Source organism: Nocardia sp. NPDC049737 (assembly GCF_040674755.1).
Taxonomy (GTDB): Bacteria; Actinomycetota; Actinomycetes; order Mycobacteriales; family Mycobacteriaceae; genus Nocardia.
The window spans coordinates 129,064-149,322 of sequence record NZ_JBFANH010000005.1; the positions used below are offsets into that span (position 1 = coordinate 129,064).

At 64.8% G+C, this 20,259-nt stretch carries 22 protein-coding genes; 5 read left to right on the top strand and 17 right to left on the bottom strand.

Going from position 1 to position 20,259, the window contains the following annotated elements; genetic code table 11:
- Positions 1-119 precede the first annotated feature (119 nt).
- Positions 120-872: an SDR family NAD(P)-dependent oxidoreductase gene (locus tag AB0J47_RS09115; RefSeq protein WP_364342359.1), complete on the bottom strand. Its 753-nt coding sequence runs from the start codon at positions 870-872 to the stop codon at positions 120-122.
- 89 nt (positions 873-961) lie between these two features.
- Between AB0J47_RS09115 and AB0J47_RS09120 the strand changes: the two genes are divergently transcribed.
- Together AB0J47_RS09120 and AB0J47_RS09125 are read left to right on the top strand one after the other, a co-directional pair.
- Positions 962-1,759, top strand: coding sequence for an enoyl-CoA hydratase/isomerase family protein (locus AB0J47_RS09120; RefSeq protein WP_364342362.1), 798 nt, complete (start codon positions 962-964; stop codon positions 1,757-1,759).
- A gap of 84 nt (positions 1,760-1,843) precedes the next feature.
- Positions 1,844-2,773: an SDR family NAD(P)-dependent oxidoreductase gene (locus AB0J47_RS09125; RefSeq protein ID WP_364342365.1), complete on the top strand. Its 930-nt coding sequence runs from the start codon at positions 1,844-1,846 to the stop codon at positions 2,771-2,773.
- 57 nt (positions 2,774-2,830) lie between these two features.
- On the opposite strand, the gene AB0J47_RS09130 is transcribed toward AB0J47_RS09125, so the two are convergent.
- The 5 genes from AB0J47_RS09130 to AB0J47_RS09150 form a co-directional block, all read right to left on the bottom strand.
- The gene (locus AB0J47_RS09130) at positions 2,831-3,523 is read right to left on the bottom strand and encodes a TetR/AcrR family transcriptional regulator (protein ID WP_364342368.1); all 693 of its coding nucleotides are present in this window, start codon (positions 3,521-3,523) and stop codon (positions 2,831-2,833) included.
- A 96-nt stretch (positions 3,524-3,619) separates the two neighbouring features.
- Positions 3,620-4,657, bottom strand: coding sequence for a cyclase family protein (locus tag AB0J47_RS09135; RefSeq protein ID WP_364342371.1), 1,038 nt, complete (start codon positions 4,655-4,657; stop codon positions 3,620-3,622).
- A gap of 18 nt (positions 4,658-4,675) precedes the next feature.
- Positions 4,676-5,074, bottom strand: coding sequence for a nuclear transport factor 2 family protein (locus AB0J47_RS09140; protein ID WP_364342374.1), 399 nt, complete (start codon positions 5,072-5,074; stop codon positions 4,676-4,678).
- 42 nt (positions 5,075-5,116) lie between these two features.
- Positions 5,117-5,515, bottom strand: a complete 399-nt coding sequence (locus AB0J47_RS09145; protein WP_364342377.1) for a nuclear transport factor 2 family protein — start codon at positions 5,513-5,515, stop codon at positions 5,117-5,119.
- Between the two features lie 42 nt (positions 5,516-5,557).
- Complete coding sequence (locus AB0J47_RS09150; protein ID WP_364342380.1) at positions 5,558-7,189, bottom strand: NAD(P)/FAD-dependent oxidoreductase; 1,632 nt, start codon at positions 7,187-7,189, stop codon at positions 5,558-5,560.
- Positions 7,190-7,385: 196 nt separating this feature from the next.
- Here AB0J47_RS09150 and AB0J47_RS09155 point away from each other — a divergent pair, with 196 nt between their 5' ends.
- Both AB0J47_RS09155 and AB0J47_RS09160 read left to right on the top strand, forming a co-directional pair.
- On the top strand, positions 7,386-7,766 hold the full coding sequence (locus AB0J47_RS09155) for a carboxymuconolactone decarboxylase family protein (RefSeq protein WP_364342383.1): 381 nt from the start codon (positions 7,386-7,388) through the stop codon (positions 7,764-7,766).
- Between the two features lie 38 nt (positions 7,767-7,804).
- On the top strand, positions 7,805-8,542 hold the full coding sequence (locus AB0J47_RS09160) for an SDR family NAD(P)-dependent oxidoreductase (protein ID WP_364342386.1): 738 nt from the start codon (positions 7,805-7,807) through the stop codon (positions 8,540-8,542).
- 194 nt (positions 8,543-8,736) lie between these two features.
- Here AB0J47_RS09160 and AB0J47_RS09165 read toward each other — a convergent pair whose 3' ends face one another.
- The 11 genes from AB0J47_RS09165 to AB0J47_RS09215 all read right to left on the bottom strand — a co-directional run bounded on the left by AB0J47_RS09165 (position 8,737) and on the right by AB0J47_RS09215 (position 18,935).
- Positions 8,737-9,015 carry a hypothetical protein gene (locus AB0J47_RS09165; protein ID WP_364342389.1) on the bottom strand — a complete coding sequence of 93 codons (279 nt, stop codon included), beginning with the start codon at positions 9,013-9,015 and terminating at the stop codon, positions 8,737-8,739.
- Positions 8,961-9,437 (bottom strand): amidohydrolase family protein, encoded by a 477-nt coding sequence (locus AB0J47_RS09170; RefSeq protein ID WP_364342392.1) that lies wholly within the window; start codon positions 9,435-9,437, stop codon positions 8,961-8,963. Before AB0J47_RS09170 ends, AB0J47_RS09165 begins: the two co-directional genes overlap by 55 nt.
- A complete protein-coding gene (locus tag AB0J47_RS09175) occupies positions 9,391-10,608 on the bottom strand; it encodes a cytochrome P450 (RefSeq protein ID WP_364342395.1) in 1,218 nt (405 codons plus the stop codon). The genes AB0J47_RS09170 and AB0J47_RS09175 overlap by 47 nt, the downstream gene beginning before the upstream one ends.
- Positions 10,609-10,633: 25 nt before the next feature.
- Positions 10,634-10,828 carry a ferredoxin gene (locus AB0J47_RS09180; RefSeq protein ID WP_364342398.1) on the bottom strand — a complete coding sequence of 65 codons (195 nt, stop codon included), beginning with the start codon at positions 10,826-10,828 and terminating at the stop codon, positions 10,634-10,636.
- A 47-nt stretch (positions 10,829-10,875) separates the two neighbouring features.
- Positions 10,876-12,072: an FAD-dependent oxidoreductase gene (locus AB0J47_RS09185; protein ID WP_364342401.1), complete on the bottom strand. Its 1,197-nt coding sequence runs from the start codon at positions 12,070-12,072 to the stop codon at positions 10,876-10,878.
- Between the two features lie 166 nt (positions 12,073-12,238).
- On the bottom strand, positions 12,239-13,069 hold the full coding sequence (locus AB0J47_RS09190; protein ID WP_364342404.1) for an SDR family oxidoreductase: 831 nt from the start codon (positions 13,067-13,069) through the stop codon (positions 12,239-12,241).
- 227 nt (positions 13,070-13,296) lie between these two features.
- Complete coding sequence (locus tag AB0J47_RS09195) at positions 13,297-13,413, bottom strand: AraC family transcriptional regulator (protein ID WP_364343078.1); 117 nt, start codon at positions 13,411-13,413, stop codon at positions 13,297-13,299.
- A 248-nt stretch (positions 13,414-13,661) separates the two neighbouring features.
- Positions 13,662-15,185: a long-chain fatty acid--CoA ligase gene (locus AB0J47_RS09200; RefSeq protein ID WP_364342407.1), complete on the bottom strand. Its 1,524-nt coding sequence runs from the start codon at positions 15,183-15,185 to the stop codon at positions 13,662-13,664.
- A gap of 101 nt (positions 15,186-15,286) precedes the next feature.
- Positions 15,287-16,039, bottom strand: a complete 753-nt coding sequence (locus tag AB0J47_RS09205; RefSeq protein WP_364342410.1) for an SDR family NAD(P)-dependent oxidoreductase — start codon at positions 16,037-16,039, stop codon at positions 15,287-15,289.
- 160 nt (positions 16,040-16,199) lie between these two features.
- Entirely contained in the window at positions 16,200-16,859 is a 660-nt protein-coding gene (locus AB0J47_RS09210; RefSeq protein ID WP_364342413.1) for a TetR/AcrR family transcriptional regulator, read from the bottom strand.
- Positions 16,860-16,937: 78 nt separating this feature from the next.
- The gene (locus AB0J47_RS09215) at positions 16,938-18,935 is read right to left on the bottom strand and encodes a dehydrogenase E1 component subunit alpha/beta (RefSeq protein ID WP_364342416.1); all 1,998 of its coding nucleotides are present in this window, start codon (positions 18,933-18,935) and stop codon (positions 16,938-16,940) included.
- A gap of 135 nt (positions 18,936-19,070) precedes the next feature.
- Here AB0J47_RS09215 and AB0J47_RS09220 point away from each other — a divergent pair, with 135 nt between their 5' ends.
- Positions 19,071-20,231: an acyl-CoA dehydrogenase family protein gene (locus AB0J47_RS09220; protein WP_364342419.1), complete on the top strand. Its 1,161-nt coding sequence runs from the start codon at positions 19,071-19,073 to the stop codon at positions 20,229-20,231.
- Positions 20,232-20,259 lie beyond the last annotated feature (28 nt).

Here is a 20,259-nt window from a genome sequence, read left to right on the forward strand (position 1 = left end):
CGGAAATCAGGATACTTTATTGCGCACGAGAACCACGCATGTCGTGCCGAATCCCCGGGTATGCACAGGTTCGGACGCAGCGGCCGCAGCCTGTGCGGCCGTGTAGCGCGGGGCAAGGCTCACAGCAGTGAATATCCGCCGTCGACCGTGATCGTGGTGCCCGTGATGTAGGCCGAGGATTCGGCGGCCAGGAACAGATAGATGCCGGGCAGGTCGGCGGGAGTTCCCCAACGCCCGAGGGCGGTGTGGCCGACGATATCGTTCTCCCGCTCGGCATCGCGGTGCCAGTGCGCTCCCATCCCGGTGTCGAACCAGCCGAGCGCCACCGCATTGACGGTGATCGCACGTGGTCCGAGTTCCTGCGCCAAAGCCTGGACAAGCGCGTGGGCGCCACTCTTGGAGGCCGCGTATGCGGAAAGTCCGGCACGCGGCCGCTGACCGATGACCGAACCCGTGACGATGATCCGACCGCCCTCCCCCATCACCGCCGCTGCCGCACGCGCGCCGAGGAAGGTTCCGGTCAGGTTCACGTCGATGATGTCTCGCCAGACGGCGGGCTTGGTCTGCGTCACCGTCGAAACCTCCGGTGACACACCGGCATTGCAGATCCACGCGTCGACGCCGCCGAAGCGCTCGACCATGCGTTCGGCGACGGTGTCGTTGAACTCGTCGTCACGCACATCACCCGCGCACACCAAAGGCTCACCCCGCAGGGAGTCGGCCACCGCGCGCAGCGCGTTTTCCGATCGCGCGACCAATCCCAGCTGCGCCCCCGCGGCATCGAAGGCGGTCGCGAGCACCCGCCCCAAGCCGCGTCCGGCGCCGGTAATGACTACGCGTCGACCCGATACGTCGGCATGCCCCATACCCATTGCATCTCACCGTCCATCCACCGATAAATTCTTCGACCGGTCGGTACACTCAACCGTGAACGTAGCACATAAACCGGAGGCATCGAATAGTGAGCAGCAATCCAACGCCCGCCAAGGTCGGGCTCGAGCCGCATCCCGCCGACGAGCGGCTGGCCATCCTGCGCATCGAGCGCCATCCGGTGAACGCGCTCGACCAGGAGATGTGGGATCTACTCGAAACCGTTGCGGCGGAACTGCACAGCAGCACGACCTATCGAGCGGTCGTCATCACCGGCGGCGAACACTTCGCGACCGGCGCCGACGTGAAGGAGATGCTCGGCCTGTCCCCCGAGGCGTTCGGACAGCGAAACCGGGTACTGCAAAAGGCATTTCACGCCCTGGCCACGGCCCCGCAGATCACGATCGCGGCGATCAACGGCTACGCACTCGGCGGCGGCTGCGAGTTGGCACTGGCCGCCGACTTCCGCATCGGCGGTCGCGGCGCCATCCTCGGCTTGCCCGAGATCACGCTCGGGATAATGCCCGGCTCCGGTGGGACGCAACGTCTTTCGCGGATTGTCGGACTCGCCGAAGCGAAGGATCTGATCCTCACCGGACGCCTCGTGCGCGCGGAGGCAGCCTTGCACATCGGCCTCATCGATCAACTACTCGACGACGCCGATGTGTTCGACGCCGCCGTAGAGCGAGGCCTCTCCTACGCCCGCGGCCCGCTCGCACTCCGGTACGCGAAGCAGGCGATCGAGGACGGGTTCGACATGTCGATCGAGGACGGGCTGGCGTTGGAAGCCGACCTGATCACCCGATGCTTCGCCAGCGAGGACGGACAGCGCGGTCTGCGCAGCTTCGTCGAGGACGGCCCGCGAAAAGCAACCTTCCTGGGTCGCTGACTTTCATTGTATGTACTGACCGATTGGTCTAAAATACGATGACCGTGGCCACGGATCGACAATGGAGTACGACAGGAGTCGCGAATGAGTGAGTTGAGTTTCGAGGGCCGCGTCGCGGTGGTTACCGGCGCGGGTCGCGGCATCGGGCGAGCCCACGCTCGGCTCCTGGCCGAACGCGGAGCAAGTGTCGTCGTAAACGACCTCGGTGGATCGATCGAGGGCGACGGCGCCGACACCACACCGGCCCAGGCGGTCGTCGACGGCATCATCGCCGCAGGTGGTTCGGCCGTGGCCGACGGCAACGACGTCTCGACACCGGCCGGGGCCCAGGCGATCATCGACGCCGCGGTGGACCGGTTCGGCCGCATCGACATTCTGATCAACAATGCGGGCATCGTCAGGTACGCGGGCCTGCCCGATGTCGAACTGGACAATGTCGAGCGACACCTCGCCGTACATCTGCTCGGCTCGTTCAACACCATGAAGGCCGCCTGGCCGCATTTCCTGAACCAGAGCTATGGCCGGGTCGTACTGACCACGTCGAGCGGCGTCTTCGGCATGGACGTCAACCTGCCGTACGCGACAGCGAAGGCGGGCCTCATCGGGTTGGCGCGCAGTGCGAAACTCGCGGGCGAACCGCACGGGATCAAGGTGAATCTGCTTGCGCCCGCGGCCTATACCCGCATGGCCGGTGGCGACCCCGATACCGACGAGAATGCCGCGGCTGCCGCAGCGGCCATGCCGTCGGAGTCGGTGGCTCCGATGGCCGCCTTCCTGGCGCACGAAAGCTGCCCGGTCACCGGTGAGATCTACACCGCGGGAGCGGGCCGATTCGCGCGGCTGTTCCTGGCCTCCACCGAAGGCTATCTGGCCCAGGGCCCGGCCACGATCGAGGAAGTCTCCGCACACTGGGCGGCAATCAATGATGAGACCGGCTATTACGTGCCGACAGATCTGATGAATTGGTCCGCCACATTCCTGAAGCATCAGTTCGCTCAGATGACACAGAGCTAGGCAGCAGCCCGTCGCTTGCCGCACCCGATGGGAGAGGTACGGCGAGCGACGGGATTGCTAGTGATCGAGCCCCTTCGCGAGCAGCACACCGAGCACGGAACGCCCGTGCGCCAGTTCGGCTTCGGTCGCCGACTCGTCGACCCGCTCGACCAGGATTCCGTTCAAGAAGATCTCGCAATAGAAGCGAGCGAGCTCGTCTACTTTCAGATCCGCGCGCCGACCCACCCACTGGTATGTGTAGTTGTGCAGGTTCAGGTACGCGAGCGTAGTGAGCTCCAGATCCCGCACCCGCAACTTGCCTTGTCGATGCCCGTCGGCGAGCACATCGCGAATCTGCGATTCGAAACGCTGGCGCTTGGCCCGGAAGCGAGTGCGGTATTCACCCTGCAGTTGATGGTGCTCATGCAGAAAGACCCACACATGATCTTGTCGATGCACGATCTGCCGAAGTAGCGATTCCGACAGCAATCGCAGGCGCGTCTGGAAGCCGATATCGAGCCGGACGATCGCCGACGCTTCGGTGAGCAGCGGATCCATTACGCGGTCGTGGATCTCGGCCAGCAACTCTTCCTTGGCACCGATGTAGTAGTACAGCGCACCGCGGGCCAGTCCGGCGGCAGCGCCGATATCGGCGACCCCGGTGCTCGCATAGCCGTTCTTCGAGAAGAGCTCGACGGCGACATCCACTACTTGCTCCCGCTTGCGGTGGTAGCGGGCGGTTTTCGCACGTTCGGTACGCGTTGTAGGCATCGCGACGCTCCCTTCCATCGAACAAAACAGTTCGGTGCAGGTCAGGCTTTACACCTCACCTGCACCGAACCGAACCCTGGATGCCGGCGGCCCGCGTCAGACGGTCGCGACGGGGGTCAGCGGGCTGCCCATCGTCCCGGGCAGGCGCAGTGGCGGCGCGGTCAGCAGGAAGCGGCTGCGCTGGTGTTCCCGCAGCCACGTCGCCAATTCCTCGGTGTACCAGAGCTCACCCAGCGGGATGCCGAGTTTGAACAGGCACAGGTTATGGATCGGCAGCAGTGTGTGCGGGGTCTCGCTATCCGGTGCCCAGCCCTCGACCGCGTAGTTGTCCGAGACGAGCGCCGAGATCTGCGATTCGGCGATCCACTCCAGCAGCGACTCATCCGTCGCGTCGAGGTAGGGATACATGGCCTGGATCTCCGGCCCCGGATTCTTCTCCCAGGCGAGAACCTGAGTGGCGAACCCGGTGTGCAGCAGGAGCATGTCACCCGGTTCCACCACGACATCGTCCTTCGCCATGATGTCTTTGAGCATTTTCAAATCGACCGGCTGCCAGTCGCTTCCGAGGTGCGACACATCGATCAGGACACCGCGACCCTGCATGCCGTGCGCGGCCATGTGCTCGCAGCCGAGATGCTTGGCGAAGGAGACGCTCCCGCTGCCGTCACCCTTGGCGTCCTCCTGTGGACCGACGATATCGGTGCCGGGGCGAAAACCGTTGTAATACACCGGTTCCGCGACACCGTCGCCATCCGCGTCGAACAACGCGCCCTGATGCGCCAGCGAGTCCCACTGCGTGGAGTACTGCAGCCAGAGCGTCACGACGTCGTCGCTCCACAGATCGATGAAGCTGGGGGCGATCTTGTCGCGCGCGACGACGTTGTAGAAGGTGTCCTGGTTGTGCGCCAGATCCTCGGTGGGCCGCAGGATCGGCGGATACCGGCGCTGGTTCAGCGCGGTACCGCCCGGATAGTCCAGCGGCAGGCTCAGGCTGAAGGTGATGCCGTGTTCGACCTCGCGCACCCCTTGCAGAACCTTCTCCGGGGTGAGCAGGTTGACCCGCCCCAACTCATCGTCGTCGCCGAAATCGCCCCAGTTCGAGCCGGGCGGGCGCTGCTTCCACCGTTTGGTCACGGGTTGCTCCTATCTCTCTTACATCACGTAGGTGGTCTTGCGGTGCTGGAACCGCCATGCGCTGTCATCGCGACGCAGGGTGTCCTCGTAGCGGCCCGCGATCAGCACGGCCCAACCCGATTCGCCGCGCTGCAGGAAGACCAGGTCGCTGTTGGCGGTCGCCTCATCCTCGGACCAGGAGGTGATGACGGTGTTGGCCACCAGGTGCCGCTGCGGTTGGGTCGGCAGCAATCCGGCATAGACCTGACGGATGGCTTCATGGCCCTCGAAGGTGCCGACGCCCATGATCTCGCTGACGCCATCGGGGCTGAACAGCGCGACGATATCGTCGGTACGTCCGTCGTCGAGCGCATGCGCGTACGCGGCGATGGCGGTGTGGACCCCGTGCGCGACCTGCGCCTGGGTGGACTCACTCATTGATTCTCCAAAGATGTTCTGGTTCCGGCGGATTCGGCGTCGCTAGGTCAGGTACGTCGTCTTGCGGTGCTGGAACACCCAGGCTCCGTCACTGTGCCGCAGCGTGTCCTCGTATCGACCGACGACCTGCACCGCCCACCCCGTCTCGCCGCGCTGGAAGAAGGCCACATCGCTGACGGCCGTCGCCTCCTGCGCGCTCACCGCGGTGATCAAGGTGTTGGCCACGAGGTGACGCTGTGGTGCCGTCGGCGCCCAGCCTTCGAATGCCGCCCGCAATGCGTCGTGACCGCTGATCGGGTCCATGCCCGGAATCTCGAGCACCCCGTCAGGTGCGTACAGAGCCACGATTTCATCGGCCTGCCCCGCGTCCTGTGCCTGGGTGTGGGCGCCGATCGCCGCACGGACACCGGCCGCGATCCGGGCTTCGTTGGATTCGCTCATTTTCTCTCCATCGTTGAACGCAAATTGCCTGCTCGAGCGCTATTACGCAGCCGCTTCCTCAACCTTGGACAAGATGAATGCCGAGTACTCGTTCGCGGCGAGTTCGGCGATCAGCCGCTGCAGGTTGGGCCGCCCGGTCGGATTCAGCAGCTGCTTGACCGCCTTGCCGGGAATGTTCGACCCGAAGAAATAGCTGCTCTCCAAGAACAGCGACCCGCTGCCGTTGACCGTTTCGGTCCACTCCGCCTCCGCGGCGGGGTCCGCCTCGATGACTTCGTAACCGTTGTCGCGCGCGTGCACCAGCGCACCGATGACGCAGTCCACTTGGTCACCGGCGTAGCGCGGATTGTTGCCGAGTGCGCCGTGCGGTCCGCCGGGGAAGAAGAAGTTCGGGAAACCCGCCGTCGCGATGCCCAGGTAGGTATTGGGCCCTTGCGCCCAATAGTCCTCGAGCGCAAGGCCATCGCGGCCGCGGACGCCGAGCCGATTGAGTGCACCGGTACCGAAGTCGTAGCCGGTCGCCCAGATGATGATGTCGAACTCGCGAAGGCCTTCGGCCGTCTCGATTCCGGCCTCGGTGATACGGATGATCGGGGTCTCTTTGAGCGCGACGAGCGAAACGTTCGGCTTGTTGTATGCCTCGAAGTAGCCGGTCACGAAGGGGGGACGCCGACCGGCGTAGATGTGGTCCTTCGGGATGAGTTTCTCGGCCGTCTCGGGATCGGTGACGATGCCGCGAATCTTGTCCGCGATGAATTCGCAGAATTCCTTGTTCACTTCGGGGTTGGTCGTGAAGTCGATGTAGTTTTCGGTCAACTTCGTGAAACCCGGGCTGTTCCACATCTTTTCGAAGAAGGCCTGTCGCTGTTCGGCCGTATCGTCGGCAGAAAAGCGGCTGGGCAAGTCATGCAGGAATCCGCTCGGCGAGGTGTTCAGGGTCTCGCGGATGCGTTCGAAGTCGGCCTTGATCTCGGCCCGTTCCTGCGGGGTGAGCGGCGCGTTGTTCAGTGGCGTGCACCAGTCCGGAGTCCGCTGGTACACCGTCAACGCTGCGACCTGGTCGGCGATGGCCGGAACGATCTGCACGCCGCTGGATCCGGTGCCTATGATGGCGACGCGCTTGCCGGTGAAATCGACCGGGGTCGTCGGCCAGCGGCCGGTGTGATGCTGTTGGCCGCCGAAGCTCTCGCGTCCGGGCACCTCCGGGATGAACGGCACCGAGAGCACACCGGTCGCGGCGACGAGGAAGCGCGCGCGATGCTCGGTGCCGTCATCGGTGCGCACCGTCCAGATCCCGGCCGACTCGTCGAATTCCGCGGCGGTCACCCGGACGCCGAACCGGATGTGCCGGCGCAGATCGAATCGGTCGACCACGAAGTTGAAGTAGCGTTCGTTCTCCGGCTGGCCGGTGAACCGCTCCGACCACTCCCACTCTTCCCACAGTTCCTTGGAGAACAGGTAGCCGTAGGTGTAGCTTTCGGAGTCGAAACGCGCTTCGGGATAGCGGTTCCAGTACCAGGTCCCGCCGACGCCGTCGCCCGCCTCGAGCAGTTCGACTGTGAAGCCCTCCTCGCGGGCCCGGTACAGCTGATAGATGCCCGTCACGCCCGCGCCGATCACCAGGACGTCGACCGCGTCAGCTGTCGCACCAGCGGCGTTCGCCGATCCACTCATACGTTCTCCAATTCTCGAATGGGTCGCCTGCTGTACGACGCCAAAGATGTTTCGACCGGTCGGTCTATGACGTTGGTCACGAGACTAGAGCCGAATCCGGTCGGAATCAACAGCCCCTCCAGCATTGATTGTACCGACCGATTGTTCTAAGATTGCCGACTACCAGTAGCACCACGGAATGCGATGGGAGTCGCTGATGACAACCAAGGACACCGACTTGCGCACCGAAGGTCTCGCGGTGATGCGCGCGGCCCTCCCCGGCGTCTTTCCCGAGGGCGATATCGACCTGCGTGACGGCCAGATCGGCGAGGACCTCGTCGAGATCGGTCTGGTCAGCGTCTGGGCCCAGCTGTGGGGCCGGGAGGGGCTCACGCCACGCGATCGCAGCCTGGTCACCCTCGGCATCCTGATCGCACTCGGAGCCGAGAACGAGTTCGGCCACCACGTCCGAATCGGCTTGACCAACGGACTTACCAAGGACGAGATCGCCGAGGTCATCTACCACTCCAGCGGCTATGCCGGATTCCCGCGCGCGACCGCGGCACGTACCGCCGCCAGGGCCGCGCTGGGTGAATAGCCCAGCCCGGCAACCGATTTCGACGCAAAGGAACGAAAATGTCACTTGCAGGCAAGATCGCCGTCGTCACCGGCGGCGGTAGCGGGATCGGCAAGTCCATCGCGACCGTACTCGCGGCCAAAGGCGCCGCGGTCGCGATCTGGGATCTGAACCTCGAAAACGCCGAGAAGACCGCCGCCGCGATCCGCGAGGCGGGCGGTACAGTCATCGCGGTGGCGGGCGACGCGGCGAATGCCGACGCCATCGCCGAGTCGGCAGCCCGCACCCACGCCGAGCTCGGACCCGTCACCGTGCTGGTCAACAATGCCGGAATCACCACATACGAGCCCTTCACGAGCTTGGCCGAGGAATCCTGGGATCGGATGATCGGGATCAATCTCAAGGGTCCCTTCCTGGTCACGCAGGCACTGATCCCCGACATGCTCACGGCCGGGTGGGGCCGGATCATCAATATCTCCTCATCGTCCGCGCAGACCGGAGCCCCGGGCATGGCCCACTACGCGGCATCCAAGGGTGGCGTGATCGGCTTGACGAAGGCGTTGGCGGTCGAGTTCATCGAACAGGGAATCACGGTCAACCACGTTCCGCCCGGATTCATCGATACCCCGCTGACCCGCCAGACCATCGATGTGGAAGCGGCGGCGGCGCATATGCCGATGAAGCGGGCCGGGCAGCCGGAGGACATCGGCCACGCGGTCGCCTACCTGGCCTCCGACGAAGCCGGTTATGTCACGGGACAGACGCTCAGCGTGAACGGCGGACGCTACCTGTTCTGACAGCTCGATCCGCCGATGAAGCCGGGTTCGCGGCTGGGTGGATTCGACTCTGGGTGGGAGTGCTCGACATTCCCACTCCCCGGCAACGGCGCCGTGGTAGTCCCCAAGGATCTGGAGGCGAATCCGGCCGACGCGGGTGCACTGACAACGCGACGTGCCCGGAGCGGCCCGCGCTCCGGGCACGCTAGCGCGGGTCAAACGCCCTCGGGAACCTCCGCGAGCTTCTTGGAGTTGTCGAAGCCGACGATATCGGCGAGGGTGCCGCCCAGGATGGCCGCACGATCCTCGTCGGGGACCTGTCCGGTACCCGTCCGCCACGACCGGTCCATCACGCCCAGGTACGAGACGAGCCAGCCCGCGCTGTACTCGACCAGGTTGAAGTGCAGATTCGGAAAGCGTTCACATACGCCGCCGCCGACTATGTCGGCGATGATGCCCTGCGGGATCGCCGAGGCGGTATTGCCGCCACCCATAGTCGGCCCGCCACCATGTCATCGGTGAGCTGCCCCTTGCCCATATTGACGGCCATCATCAGCCCCTTGACGGTGACCGCCGTCTCCGAAGTTTCCTCCTTGACCGAAACCCCGCCGGTGGCGACGTGGAAGAACACCGGCATTCCGTTGGCCTGCGCGGCCGCCCAGATCGGGTCGTAATGCCGCGACCAGTACGGCACCGGCGGACGCTCCGGCAGCAGGATGGCCCCGAGTCCGGCGCGGGCACAGCGTTCGATCTCGGCGACCGCGTCCGGAACATCGGTGACAGGGATGGCGGCGGTCGGGCGCATCCGGTCCTTGTATCGGAGATACTTGTACCGGTCGGTCCAGTCTTTAAAATGAGGATACTGTTCGCTACCAGGCGACGGGCAGTTCGTAGATGCCGTAGGCAAGCGAATCACCCTTGAACCGCAGCTGGTCGAAGTCGACTCCCAGCCGCAGCGTCGGGATGCGGCGGTAGAGGGTGCCGAATACGACCTCGAGTTCGATGCGTGCGAGCTGCTGGCCGATGCACTGGTGCGGACCCCAGCCGAACGCATGATGATGGCGCGCCTCGCGCTGGAGATCGAGCTTCTCGGGCTCAGGGAAGGCCACCGGGTCGAAGTTGGCCGCGGGCAAGGAGCTGATGATGCCCTCCCCCGCTCGGATCGTGTGACCTTCGACCTCGATGTCCTCGGTGGCGATGCGCCGCTGCAACAGATGCGGGATGGTCAGGTAGCGCAGCAGTTCCTCGACCGCGCCCGCGATGACCTTCCGATCCTCGGTTTCGCGCAGCAGCGCCAGCTGGTCCGGATTCTGCAGCAGTAGCGCGGTCGCGAGCGTGATCATATTCGCGCTGGTCTCGTGACCCGCGATGAGCATGATCATGCTCATGATGGTGGCGCCTGGCATATCCAGCTCGCCCGCCTTGACCCGCGCCGCGAGGTCCGAGACCACGTCCTCTTCGGGGTTTTCCATCTTGGCCACGATCAGCTTGCCCAGGTAGGCGCCGAGCGCCGCATTCGAGGCGTTGTTCTCTTCCGGGGTCAACTCCCGACCATTGGTGATCTTGGCGTGTTCCTCGAAGAAGTCGTGATCCTCGTACGGGACGCCGAGGAGCTCGCAGATCATCAGCGACGGCAGCGGCAGCGAGAGCGCCTCCACCAGATCGGCCGGATTGGGCCCCGCCAACATCTTGTCGATGAGTTCGTCGGTGACCCGCTGGATCGCCGGGCGAACCTTCTCCATCCGCCCGCGCGTGAACGAGTTCGTCAGCATCCGGCGCAACCGCGCGTGCTCGGCGCCGTCGGTGTCGAACAGCGTCTTCGGCCGGTCGTGGATCGTCTCGGCGATGGCCGGGGTCATATATGGGAATCCGGGCAGATGGTCGTTGGCGCTGACCCGCGGGTCGGCCATGACCTGTCGCTGCGCGGCGTGCGAGGCGATCAGCCACGGGGTCCGGCCGTCCCAGGTACGCACCCGCGAGAGCGGCAGACCCGCGGTGTGCAGTTCACGCAATTCCGGCGGAGGCAGGAAGGGGCACTTGGCATCTCGCGGCGTCGGGTATTCGGGGATATCCACGGTCTCGGTCATGATCGGCTCTCCTTGGGTCGACATTTCATTCCTCGATCGAGATCGCCATCGCGGGACAGATAGCCGCCGCCTGACGGACGTCCTCGGCCTGTTGGGCCGATGGATGTTCGTTCAGCAGCACCACGATGCCGTCCTCGTCGCGCTGGTCGAAGACCTCGGCAGCGGCGGCAACGCATTGTCCGGCCGCGACGCACTTGTCTTCGTCGATGACAACCTTCATGGGGTCTCTCCTGGTCTTTCGGTGAATTGAGCTGGGGCTGAAGGCAATCAGGGCCGAGCGCTGGCAGCGGCCGGACTGGCGAGCGCATCGACGATTTCCTGTCGGCGCAGGCGAGTCTGTTTGGGCATATTCCAGCCGAGGACACCGGTGACCACACCCGAGTCGCGGTACCGCGCGACGAACCTTCCGCCCGCCTGGTCACCGTCGACGAGGTCGACCTCGGCGCCGATGGGAAGCCTGCCGTGCACCTGGATCTTCACGTCGAATTGATCGGTCCAGAAGTAGGGCACCGGCACGTATGGCTGGTCCTCCCCCATGATCACACCTGCGACGGCCGCGGCCTGCTCGGTGGCATTGGTCCGGTTCTCCAGGCGGATCAACTCGCCGAATTGCTCGTGATGCCACCGCGCCAGATCGCCGACGGCGTAAATTCCCTCGGCGGCGCGGCAGCGAGAATCGCAGACCACACCGTTATCGAGCTGCAGTCCACTGTCTTTCAGCCAGTCGGTCGCCGGGGCCGCGCCGATCGCGACCAGCACCACATCGGCGGCCAGCAACTCGCCGGTGTCGAGCCGCACGCCGGTAACCCGACCGTCCGCGCCGTCCAAGCCGACGACGCCGGTGCCGAGTCGCAGTCGCACACCGCGATCGGTGTGCAAGTCCGCCAACAGTTTCGACACCATCGGGCCGACCTGCAAAGCCATGGGGGCTGGCTGCGGACCGGTCATCGTCACGTCCAGCCCGAGTGTGCGTGCGGTGGCGGCGATTTCGGCACCGAGGACACCCTCGCCGACGACGACCAACCGCGAGCTGATCAGGAGATCCGCCCGTAGCGCCAATGCGTCGTCGAGGGTGCGCAATACGTGCACGCCGGTCAGGTCGTCCTGACCGGGCAATGTCCGCGCCCGCACACCTGTGGCGAGGACCACCGCCTCCGCCCGCAATTCGTGCCCGGCAGCAGTGCGCACGGTTCGGGTCTTCGGATCCAATCCCGTCGCCTCGGCGCCGAGTACGAATTCGGCATCCAACGCCGCCAGCATCTCCTGCTTGCGCAGCGCGGCCCGATCCGGTGCCCACGCACCGGAGAGCACCTGCTTGGACAGCGGCGGCCGATCGTAGGGCGCATGCGACTCATCGCCGAGCACCGTTATCGGACCTTGAAACCCCTTGCGCCGCAGCGATTCCACCGTCGACAGTCCGGCCGCCGACGCACCGACCACCAGCACTCGATCCGGCGCGGTCACGCGACTGCCTCGTGAACAAACCTCATCTGCGACTCCCGTTCGATTGCCTCGTGCCGGGCAACAATCGAATGTTAGACCTATCGGTCGGTACAATCAAGGAAAGTCGTCGGCCCCGCAGCAGAGATCAAGCTCGGCCATGAGCGGCCGAGCCCGACAAAGAGTAAACCTATTTCCCGGCCGCGACCTGCACCGCGGCATAAGCACCGCCATCGACGAGCAGGTCGATGCCATTGAGGAAACTCGCCTGATCGGACAGCGCGAATGCGACTACGGCGGCCACTTCACCCGCTTTGCCCATCCGCCGCAGCGGGGAGCCCTCGACGAGTTTGCCCATGATCGGATGTTCTTCGGCTTCCTGTTTGCCCTGCGGCGTCGCGATGATGCCAGGCGATACCGAACAGATGCGCGCACCGGCCGGACCGAGGCGCAGCGCCTCCCGCTGGACGAACCGGTGCACGCCGCGCTTCGCCCAGCTGTACGCGATGCCCGAATTCTCGATGGATACGCCGAGCGTCTCACGCATGCGCTCCAGGAACTTATCGTCGAGCGGATCATCCAGGATCGCCAAAGCGGTGGGATCGGGCACGCTGGGATCGAGCAGCGGCGACATGGACGCGAAGCACACCAGCGCCGTGCCCGTCGAGGCGAGCGGCCTCAGCGCCTCGGCCAGTCGAGCCGTGCCGATCAGGTCGACCTCGAAGATCCGGCGCCAATCCCCCATACTCGGCGAGATGCCCGCCGCGTGCGCGACCGCACGCAGTGTGCCGAGTTCGCTTGTGCGCGCTGCGAGTCGGGCCAACCCGTCGACGTCGGTGATGTCGAGAACGAATGGTTCAGTGCTCGCGCGCCCGGCCTGGTCCAGTTCCTCGGCCGCCGCGGTCACCGTCGCCTCGTCCCGGTCGACGAGCAGCAATACATCCACCGTGTCGACCATGCGCTGCGCACACGAATTGCCCATGCCTCGGCCCGCGCCGGTCGCGATACCTACTGTCGTCATCCGATCCTCCTGTTGCGGCCGCGGGCCCGGCCCGGCAGTCCTCGAGCTGCGGAGCGCGCCGCACAGGTAATCAGCTTGAGCGAAAACCGGCGCCATTGGCGAGAAACCCGGAGAATGACGTTCTCCACTCCGAGGTGGACGTTACCTCGACGATGCCGGCGATGACGTGCCGGGGCTAGGGAGCGCGGTCCCGAATGGATGGTGTACCTGGCTACACCATGGCCGACTCATCGGGCCGCCACCCCGTGGCGGTACTCAACCGGGGTGCAGCCCGCGAAGCTACGGTGGGCGCGACTGAAGGCGCTGGCGCTGCCGAAGCCGACCGACATGGCGACCTCCAGGATGTTTCACTCCCGGCTGCGCAAGTGCGACCATGGCCCGAATCAGCCTGGCCTGCACCAGGAAATCCCGCCAGGTCATATCGGCGGGCGCAACGGCCCCATCCTGATGAGACCAATGTCGGGATGAGCCCGTCGCTACCTCAACCTCGGTCAAATCCGAGCTCGCGCAAAGCTTCTGGTTTTCAGCCCGGCGTGTCGTGCGGAGAGTCGCTGTGCGACAGCGTCCGAGGGTGTGCGAGAGCCGCGTGAACTCAGGCGGTCCCGTCGCGCAATACGCGCTTGAGCACCTTCCCGGAAGGAGTTCTCGGCAAAGAGTCGATGCATTCGATCTCCGCGGGCACTTTATATTTCGCCAAGCGGGTGCGACAGAAATCCTTCAGCGCCTCGGCGTCGAAGTGGCTGCCGGCGCGCAGCACCACGAATGCCTTCGGCACCTCGCCCCAGCGCGGATGGGGCATGCCGACGACCGCCGCCTCGACCACATCCGGATACTCGTACAGCACCCGTTCGACCTCCGGGGTGGCGATATTCTCCCCGCCCGAGACGATCATGTCCTTCTTGCGGTCCTCGATGTAGAGGTAGCCGTCTTCGTCGAGGCGGCCGATATCGCCGGTGTGAAACCATCCGTTGCGCAGGGCCGAGCGGGTGGCCGCCTCGTCACGCCAATAGCCGGACGTCACCTTGGGCCCGCGGATGACGATCTCGCCGAGTTGTCCGGCCGGAACAGGGGTATCGCGCTCGTCGACAATGGCGACCTCGACATCGGCCACCGGCCGCCCGACCGAGCCGACCTTCGATCGCATGTGCTCGACATCGTTGACGGTATCGCCGGAGACGGTTTCGGTGAGACCGTAGGCGTCGGCGAACCAGACATCCGCGAACGCATCGGCGATCCGGTCGAGCAGCGGGATGGGCATCTTCTCGCCACCACCGGTGATGAAGCGGATCGATGAGGTGTCTCGCTCGGCGATATCGGGCAGTTGCAGCAGTGCGTTCATCATCGACGGCGCCAGCCAGACATTGGTCGGGCGAAGCTGTTCGATCGCGTCCACTACCGCGGCGGCGTCGAAACGGCGAATCAGGCTCAATCGCCCACCAGCGTGGAAGGTGGCCAGGCCCGGCAGATCCATTCCGCCGACGTGGTAGAGCGGGCCGCAGACCAGGGTGTTGTCCGCGGCGGTCAGCGAGAACTCGAGGATGTGCGCGAGATTCTTCCAGGTCAGGTTCTGGTGGGAGATCATCACACCCTTCGGGCGCGAGGTCGTTCCCGAGGTGTACATAAGTCGTTGCAGCGCATCGGGTTCCACATCGACCACGTCCGTCGTCCGGCCGATATTCGGCCCGACCAGCGCGTCGTATTCCAGCCACGACGGATCAGGTGCCGCATCGAGCGTCACGCGGTGTCGCAGCCGCGACAAGGACGGGACCAATGCGTCGATGCCCGTGGTGAACTCGGACTCCGTGACGATGGCACCGGCATTCGAATGCTCGAGAATGTACTGCCATTCCGCCGGAGACAACCGATAGTTGAGCGGCATGATCGCGGCGCCGATGTGATTGGCCGCGAGCATGGTTTCCACGAATTCGATCCGGTTGTACAGCAGCACGGCGACGATGTCGCCCGGTGCGACTCCCAGCTCACGCAGCGTGAGGCCCAGCGCATGCACGCGGGTGCGCAGTTCGGCGTAGGTCAACGCCCGATCGCCTTCGGACAGTGCGATTTCGGCTGCGTATTGTTGCGCGTTCCGGTCGAATACGGCGGCGAAGTTGAACATTCACGGGCCTTCGCTGTGAAGAGGAAGCTGAAAGTTTTCTGTACCGATCAGACTAATCAACGGTGGTGCCGCAGACAACCATTCGCGACGGTTGCGCCACATCACGGCAATGAGTAGCCGCCGTCGACGACCAGGGAATGCCCGGTGACCCAACGCGATTCATCGCTGGCGAGATAGACGACCGCGCCGGTGATGTCGGCGGGCGCACCGAATCCGAGCGGATGCTTCGCCTCGATCGCATTCATCGCTTCGGCGGGCAGGCCGTCGTGCACAGCCGTCGGAAAGGTGCCGGGACATACGGCGTTGACCCGAATCCCCTCCTTGGCGTATTCGAGTGCGGCGACGCGGGTCAGGTGGATCACCCCAGCCTTCGAGGCGCAATATGGCGCGGCATAAGCCCAAGCGGTCAGCCCACTGACGGAGGCGATATTGACGATGGAGACATTCGACTTCTTGCGCAGCGCGCGGGCTACGGCACGGATGCCATGGAAAGTGCCGGTCAGGTTGACAGACATGGTGCGCTGCCAGTCCTCGGTGGACAGGTGGTGGATGCGGGCGTTCGGCGACACGATGCCCGCGGTGTTCACCAGCACATCGACGGTGCCGCTGCGCTCGACCGCGGACCGGATGAGTGCGTCGAATTCGTCACCGTCGGCGACGTCCAGCCGCTCCGCTGCCACGGTAATTCCCTTGGCGCGCAATGCATCCGCTAGCGAAGCCATGCCATCGACATCGAGATCGGCGAGGACGAGATCGCGAACCCCCTCCTCGGCGCAGCGCAGCGCGACCGCCGAGCCGAGCGCGCCACCTGCGCCGGTCACCACCGCGGTCTTGCCTTCGAGCCTCGAACCCATGCCGGCCTCCCATGTCGGGACTGTCAATTAATTAGAACACTCGGTATACAAAACCAAAACCGCAATTCTGTCAAGGTCTCGCGGGCCGACCGCCGGAAACGCCGAACGCCGCGTCGGACAACACACGGTTGTCGAACGCGGCGTTCGGATCGACCAGATGCTAGGCGCTACTCGCCACCGTCTGCGCCTCGACCTGCGCCTCCAGCGCCTCGAGATCACATTCGCCGTCAGCGAAGCCATTGAAGAGGGTGTGGCAGTAGGACTTCGACAGGAATTTCGCATCCCACCGCTTATCCGGATCGAGCCACTGATAGGTGCGGTTGTGCATATTGAGAAACTGCAACATGGCCAGGGTCGGATCGGCCTTGCTCAGCGATCCGTCGTCCATCGCGTCGACCAGTAGCGACCGCACGACATTCTCGACTTCCTTGCGCTTCTCGAGCATGCGGGACAGATTCTCGCCGGTCAGTTGGCGATAGTCGTGTTCGTACACCCAGATATGGTCCAGGCGCCCGAATATGACATTCAGCAATTCCTCGGACAACAACCGAAGTTTGACCAGCGGCGCAGCATCCAACTCCTGGATGCGCGCGGCGACGACCAACAACGGGTCGAGCACCCTGCCCTGGATTTCGACGAGCAGATTTTCCTTGGAGCCGATGTAGTAGTACAGCGCACCCTTGGCAAGGCCGACCGTGTCACCGATCTCGATGATCCCGGTCGCGGCATAACCCTTTTTCGCGAATAGCGCCGCGGCCGTATCGATGATTTCCTGTCGCTTGACCTCGTAGGCAGGTCCGTGTCCTGGTGGTCGAGCCATTTCATCCCTCCCTCGGTCGCGTGCGAACCGAGTATACGCAGAGTGAACGGTCGGTAGAAACTACCGTCTCGGCGTCGGTCACGGGTGGGCGTCCAAGGATTCGCGAATCGCGGCCTCGATGCGCGCCTCGTCGGGCAGCCAGATCTGCTCCAGCGTCGGGCTGTATGGCGCGGGTGTCGGACCGGCCGTCACTCGGATCACCGGCGCGTCCAGGTACCAGAATCCCTCGCGGACGGCGCGGGCGGCCAGTTCGGCGCCGACGCCGAATTCACCGACGGCCTGATGGACGACCACCAGACGATTCGTCTTGCGCAGCGAGGTCAGGACGGTATCGAAGTCCAGCGGACTGATGGTCCGCAGATCGATGACCTCGACCTCGATGCCCTCGGCGGACAGGCGATCGGCCACGGCGAGGCAGTCGTACATCATCTTCGAATACGAGACCACGGTCGCGTCGACGCCGGGTCGTCGCACGATCGCCTTGCCGAGGGGCACAATGTGATCCGCCGACGGCTCGGGCCCCTTCTTGCCGTACAGCAGGCGGTTCTCGATGAAGATCACCGGATTGGGATCCTGGATCGCGGCGCGCAACAAGCCGTAGGTATCGGCCGGAGTCGACGGCATCACCACCGTCAGCCCGGGGATGTGCGCGAGCAGACCCTCCAGACTCTGAGAATGCTGGCTGCCGGAGGATTTGCCCGCACCGAACTGGGTGCGCACCACCAGTGGCATGGTCACCGCGCCGCCGGTCATGAAGCGCAATTTGGCCGCCTGGTTCATCAATTGATCCAGGCAGACGCCGATGAAGTCGAAGTACATCAGTTCGACGACCGGGCGGTAGCCCGCCATCGCCGCACCCACCGCGGTCCCCATGATCGCGCTTTCGGAAATCGGGGTGTCACGGACGCGGCCCGGGTATTTCTCGGCCAGACCGCGCGTCAATCCGTAGACATTGCCGCCCTTTCCGACATCGATGCCCGCCAGGAAGACGGTCGGATCGTCCGCGAGCTCACGATTCAACGCATTGGTGATCGCATGCATGATTTTCAGCGATCCGTCGGTCGGTGTCGCCGGTTCCGGTATGTCGGCACGTGGTGTGGTGACGAAATCGCCGGCCGTCTCGGCGGCGGGGTACGGTGCGGCGGTGGCCTGCTCGATCGCGTGCTCGATCACTGCGTCGACCTCACGCTCGACGACGGTCAGTTGCTCGGCCAGCCCGCGCCCGCGCATGGTGTCGCCGAGCAGTACCAGCGGATCGCGCTTCTTCCATTCGGCGAGTTCTTCGGCGTCCCGGTAGCTTTCGGGATCGCCCTCGTAGTGCCCGTGCCAGCGGTAGGTGGTGGCCTCGACGATCATCGGGCCCACACCGGCGCGCAGCTGAGTAACGAGCTCGCGCTGTAGCGCCGCGACCTGCACGACATCATTGCCGTCCACCCCGTGGTATTCGACGCCGTAGCCCGCCGCGCGCTCGCGCAGGGTCGCCCGGTGCTGGTCGGCCGCCGCGGAGAATTCGGAGTAGCCGTTGTTCTCGCAGAAGAAGATGACAGGCAGGTCCCACACCGCGGCCAAATTGACCGATTCATGAAACACCCCCTGGGCGATGGCGCCGTCGCCGAAGAAGGCGACGACCACGCCGCCGCCCCGGCGCAGCTGGGCGGCGGTGCCGGCGCCGACCGCGATCGGCAGGCCCGCACCTACAATGCCGTTCGCGCCGAAGATCCCCTTGCGTGGATCCGCGATGTGCATGGAACCGCCGCGCCCCTTGCAGGTTCCGCTCTCCTTGCCCATGAGCTCGGCGAACATGCCGTCGACATCGAGGCCCTTGGCGATGCAGTGGCCGTGGCCACGATGGGTCGAGGTCACCACATCCCGGTCGTCCAGTGGCCAGCAGGCGCCGACCGCGGATGCCTCCTGACCGATGGACAGATGCAGGAATCCCGGTATCCGGCTGTCGCGGTAGAGCCGGGCGGCGTGCTCTTCGAACCGCCGAATCGTCAGCATTCTCCGGTACATCTCGGTCAGCGTCGCCGCATTCCCCAAGTCCGTTGTCCGCGAATTGGATTCAGTCATTGTCATGGATTTCTCACCGATCGGTCGACGGCCTCGCACTCGGTGCGACTGTTGACGTGCGGCACCGATGGTAAATATTATACCGAGTGTTCGAAAAAACAAGAGTCGCTGTTGGCGACCAGACGACAGGACGGACTCGCTATGGATCTAGACCTGCCAGCCGAGGCGATCGAGCTACAGAAGCTGTGCCGTGACTTCGCCGAACGGGAGATCGAGCCGCATGCCGAGTCCTGGTCGGAGCAGGAACGATTCCCGTCCCAGGTCTTCTTGAAAATGGGCGAGTTGGACCTGACCGGATTGCTCGTCGCCCCCGAGTACGGCGGCACCGATGTCGGGTTCGTCTCCTATGTGGCCGCCATGGAAATGATCGGCGCGGCGGATCAGTCGCTGGCCGCCTGCTGGAACGCCCACTCCACCATCGCCTCGCTGCCCCTGGCCACCTTCGGCACCCAGGAACAGAAGGCGAAATGGCTGACGCCGCTCGCGCAGGGCACCCATATCGGCGCCTTCGGACTGACGGAACCGACCGCGGGCTCGGATGCGGCCGGTATCCGGACCACCGCTCGGCGTGACGGTGACGGATGGCTCATCAACGGCACCAAAATGTTCATCACCAATGCGGGCACCGAGATCAGTCTCGGCGTCACGATTCTCGCGGTGACCGGCACCGATAATGACGGAACCAGAAGGTACGGAACGTTTTTCGTGCCGACCGGCACACCGGGCTATACCGTCGGCCATCCGATGAAGAAGCTCGGCTGGCATGCGATGGATTCGCGGGAGCTGATCTTCGACGATTGCTGGATCCCGGGCGAGAACCTGATCGGCGACGAGGGCAACGGATTACGGCAGTTCCTCGATGTGCTCGACGGCGGCCGCATCAGCGTCGCGGCACTGGCGCTGTCCCTGGCCCAAGAGGCGCTCGATCTCGCTGCCACCCATGCGTCCCAACGCGAACAGTTCGGCAAGCCGCTCTCGGCGTTCCAGGCGGTACAGCACAAGCTCGCCGATATGGCCACCGAGGTCGAAGCGGCACGCGCCCTCGTCTATCGCGCCGCATGGCTCGCCGACGAGGGCAGGCCGTTCGGCCAAGCGGCGGCCATGGCCAAGTTGTACGCCTCCGAGGTGGCCAATCGAGCGGCCAGCGCCAGCGTCCAGATCCACGGCGGCTATGGCTATATGCGCGAGTCGAAGATCTCGCGCTTCTACGCCGATGCCAAGATTCTCGAAATCGGCGAGGGCACCAACGAGATTCAGCGCAATGTGATCGCGCGGTATGTGGCGCGCTCGGCCCGAGCCTGAATGGGGTGGGTGGGCAGCCGACCACTGC

Bases quoted from the DNA above. Each gene is read 5' to 3' on its own strand.
- AB0J47_RS09130 (WP_364342368.1), bottom strand. From the start codon at position 3,523: ATGCCTACAACGCGTACCGAACGTGCGAAAACCGCCCGCTACCACCGC.
- AB0J47_RS09155 (WP_364342383.1), top strand. From the start codon at position 7,386: ATGACAACCAAGGACACCGACTTGCGCACCGAAGGTCTCGCGGTGATG.
- AB0J47_RS09160 (WP_364342386.1), top strand. From the start codon at position 7,805: ATGTCACTTGCAGGCAAGATCGCCGTCGTCACCGGCGGCGGTAGCGGG.
- AB0J47_RS09205 (WP_364342410.1), bottom strand. From the start codon at position 16,039: ATGGGTTCGAGGCTCGAAGGCAAGACCGCGGTGGTGACCGGCGCAGGT.
- AB0J47_RS09165 (WP_364342389.1), bottom strand. From the start codon at position 9,015: ATGGGTGGCGGCAATACCGCCTCGGCGATCCCGCAGGGCATCATCGCC.
- AB0J47_RS09150 (WP_364342380.1), bottom strand. From the start codon at position 7,189: ATGAGTGGATCGGCGAACGCCGCTGGTGCGACAGCTGACGCGGTCGAC.
- AB0J47_RS09175 (WP_364342395.1), bottom strand. From the start codon at position 10,608: ATGACCGAGACCGTGGATATCCCCGAATACCCGACGCCGCGAGATGCC.
- AB0J47_RS09210 (WP_364342413.1), bottom strand. From the start codon at position 16,859: ATGGCTCGACCACCAGGACACGGACCTGCCTACGAGGTCAAGCGACAG.
- AB0J47_RS09115 (WP_364342359.1), bottom strand. From the start codon at position 872: ATGGGTATGGGGCATGCCGACGTATCGGGTCGACGCGTAGTCATTACC.
- AB0J47_RS09125 (WP_364342365.1), top strand. From the start codon at position 1,844: ATGAGTGAGTTGAGTTTCGAGGGCCGCGTCGCGGTGGTTACCGGCGCG.
- AB0J47_RS09180 (WP_364342398.1), bottom strand. From the start codon at position 10,828: ATGAAGGTTGTCATCGACGAAGACAAGTGCGTCGCGGCCGGACAATGC.
- AB0J47_RS09215 (WP_364342416.1), bottom strand. From the start codon at position 18,935: ATGACAATGACTGAATCCAATTCGCGGACAACGGACTTGGGGAATGCG.
- AB0J47_RS09200 (WP_364342407.1), bottom strand. From the start codon at position 15,185: ATGTTCAACTTCGCCGCCGTATTCGACCGGAACGCGCAACAATACGCA.
- AB0J47_RS09140 (WP_364342374.1), bottom strand. From the start codon at position 5,074: ATGAGTGAGTCCACCCAGGCGCAGGTCGCGCACGGGGTCCACACCGCC.
- AB0J47_RS09190 (WP_364342404.1), bottom strand. From the start codon at position 13,069: ATGACGACAGTAGGTATCGCGACCGGCGCGGGCCGAGGCATGGGCAAT.
- AB0J47_RS09145 (WP_364342377.1), bottom strand. From the start codon at position 5,515: ATGAGCGAATCCAACGAAGCCCGGATCGCGGCCGGTGTCCGTGCGGCG.
- AB0J47_RS09220 (WP_364342419.1), top strand. From the start codon at position 19,071: ATGGATCTAGACCTGCCAGCCGAGGCGATCGAGCTACAGAAGCTGTGC.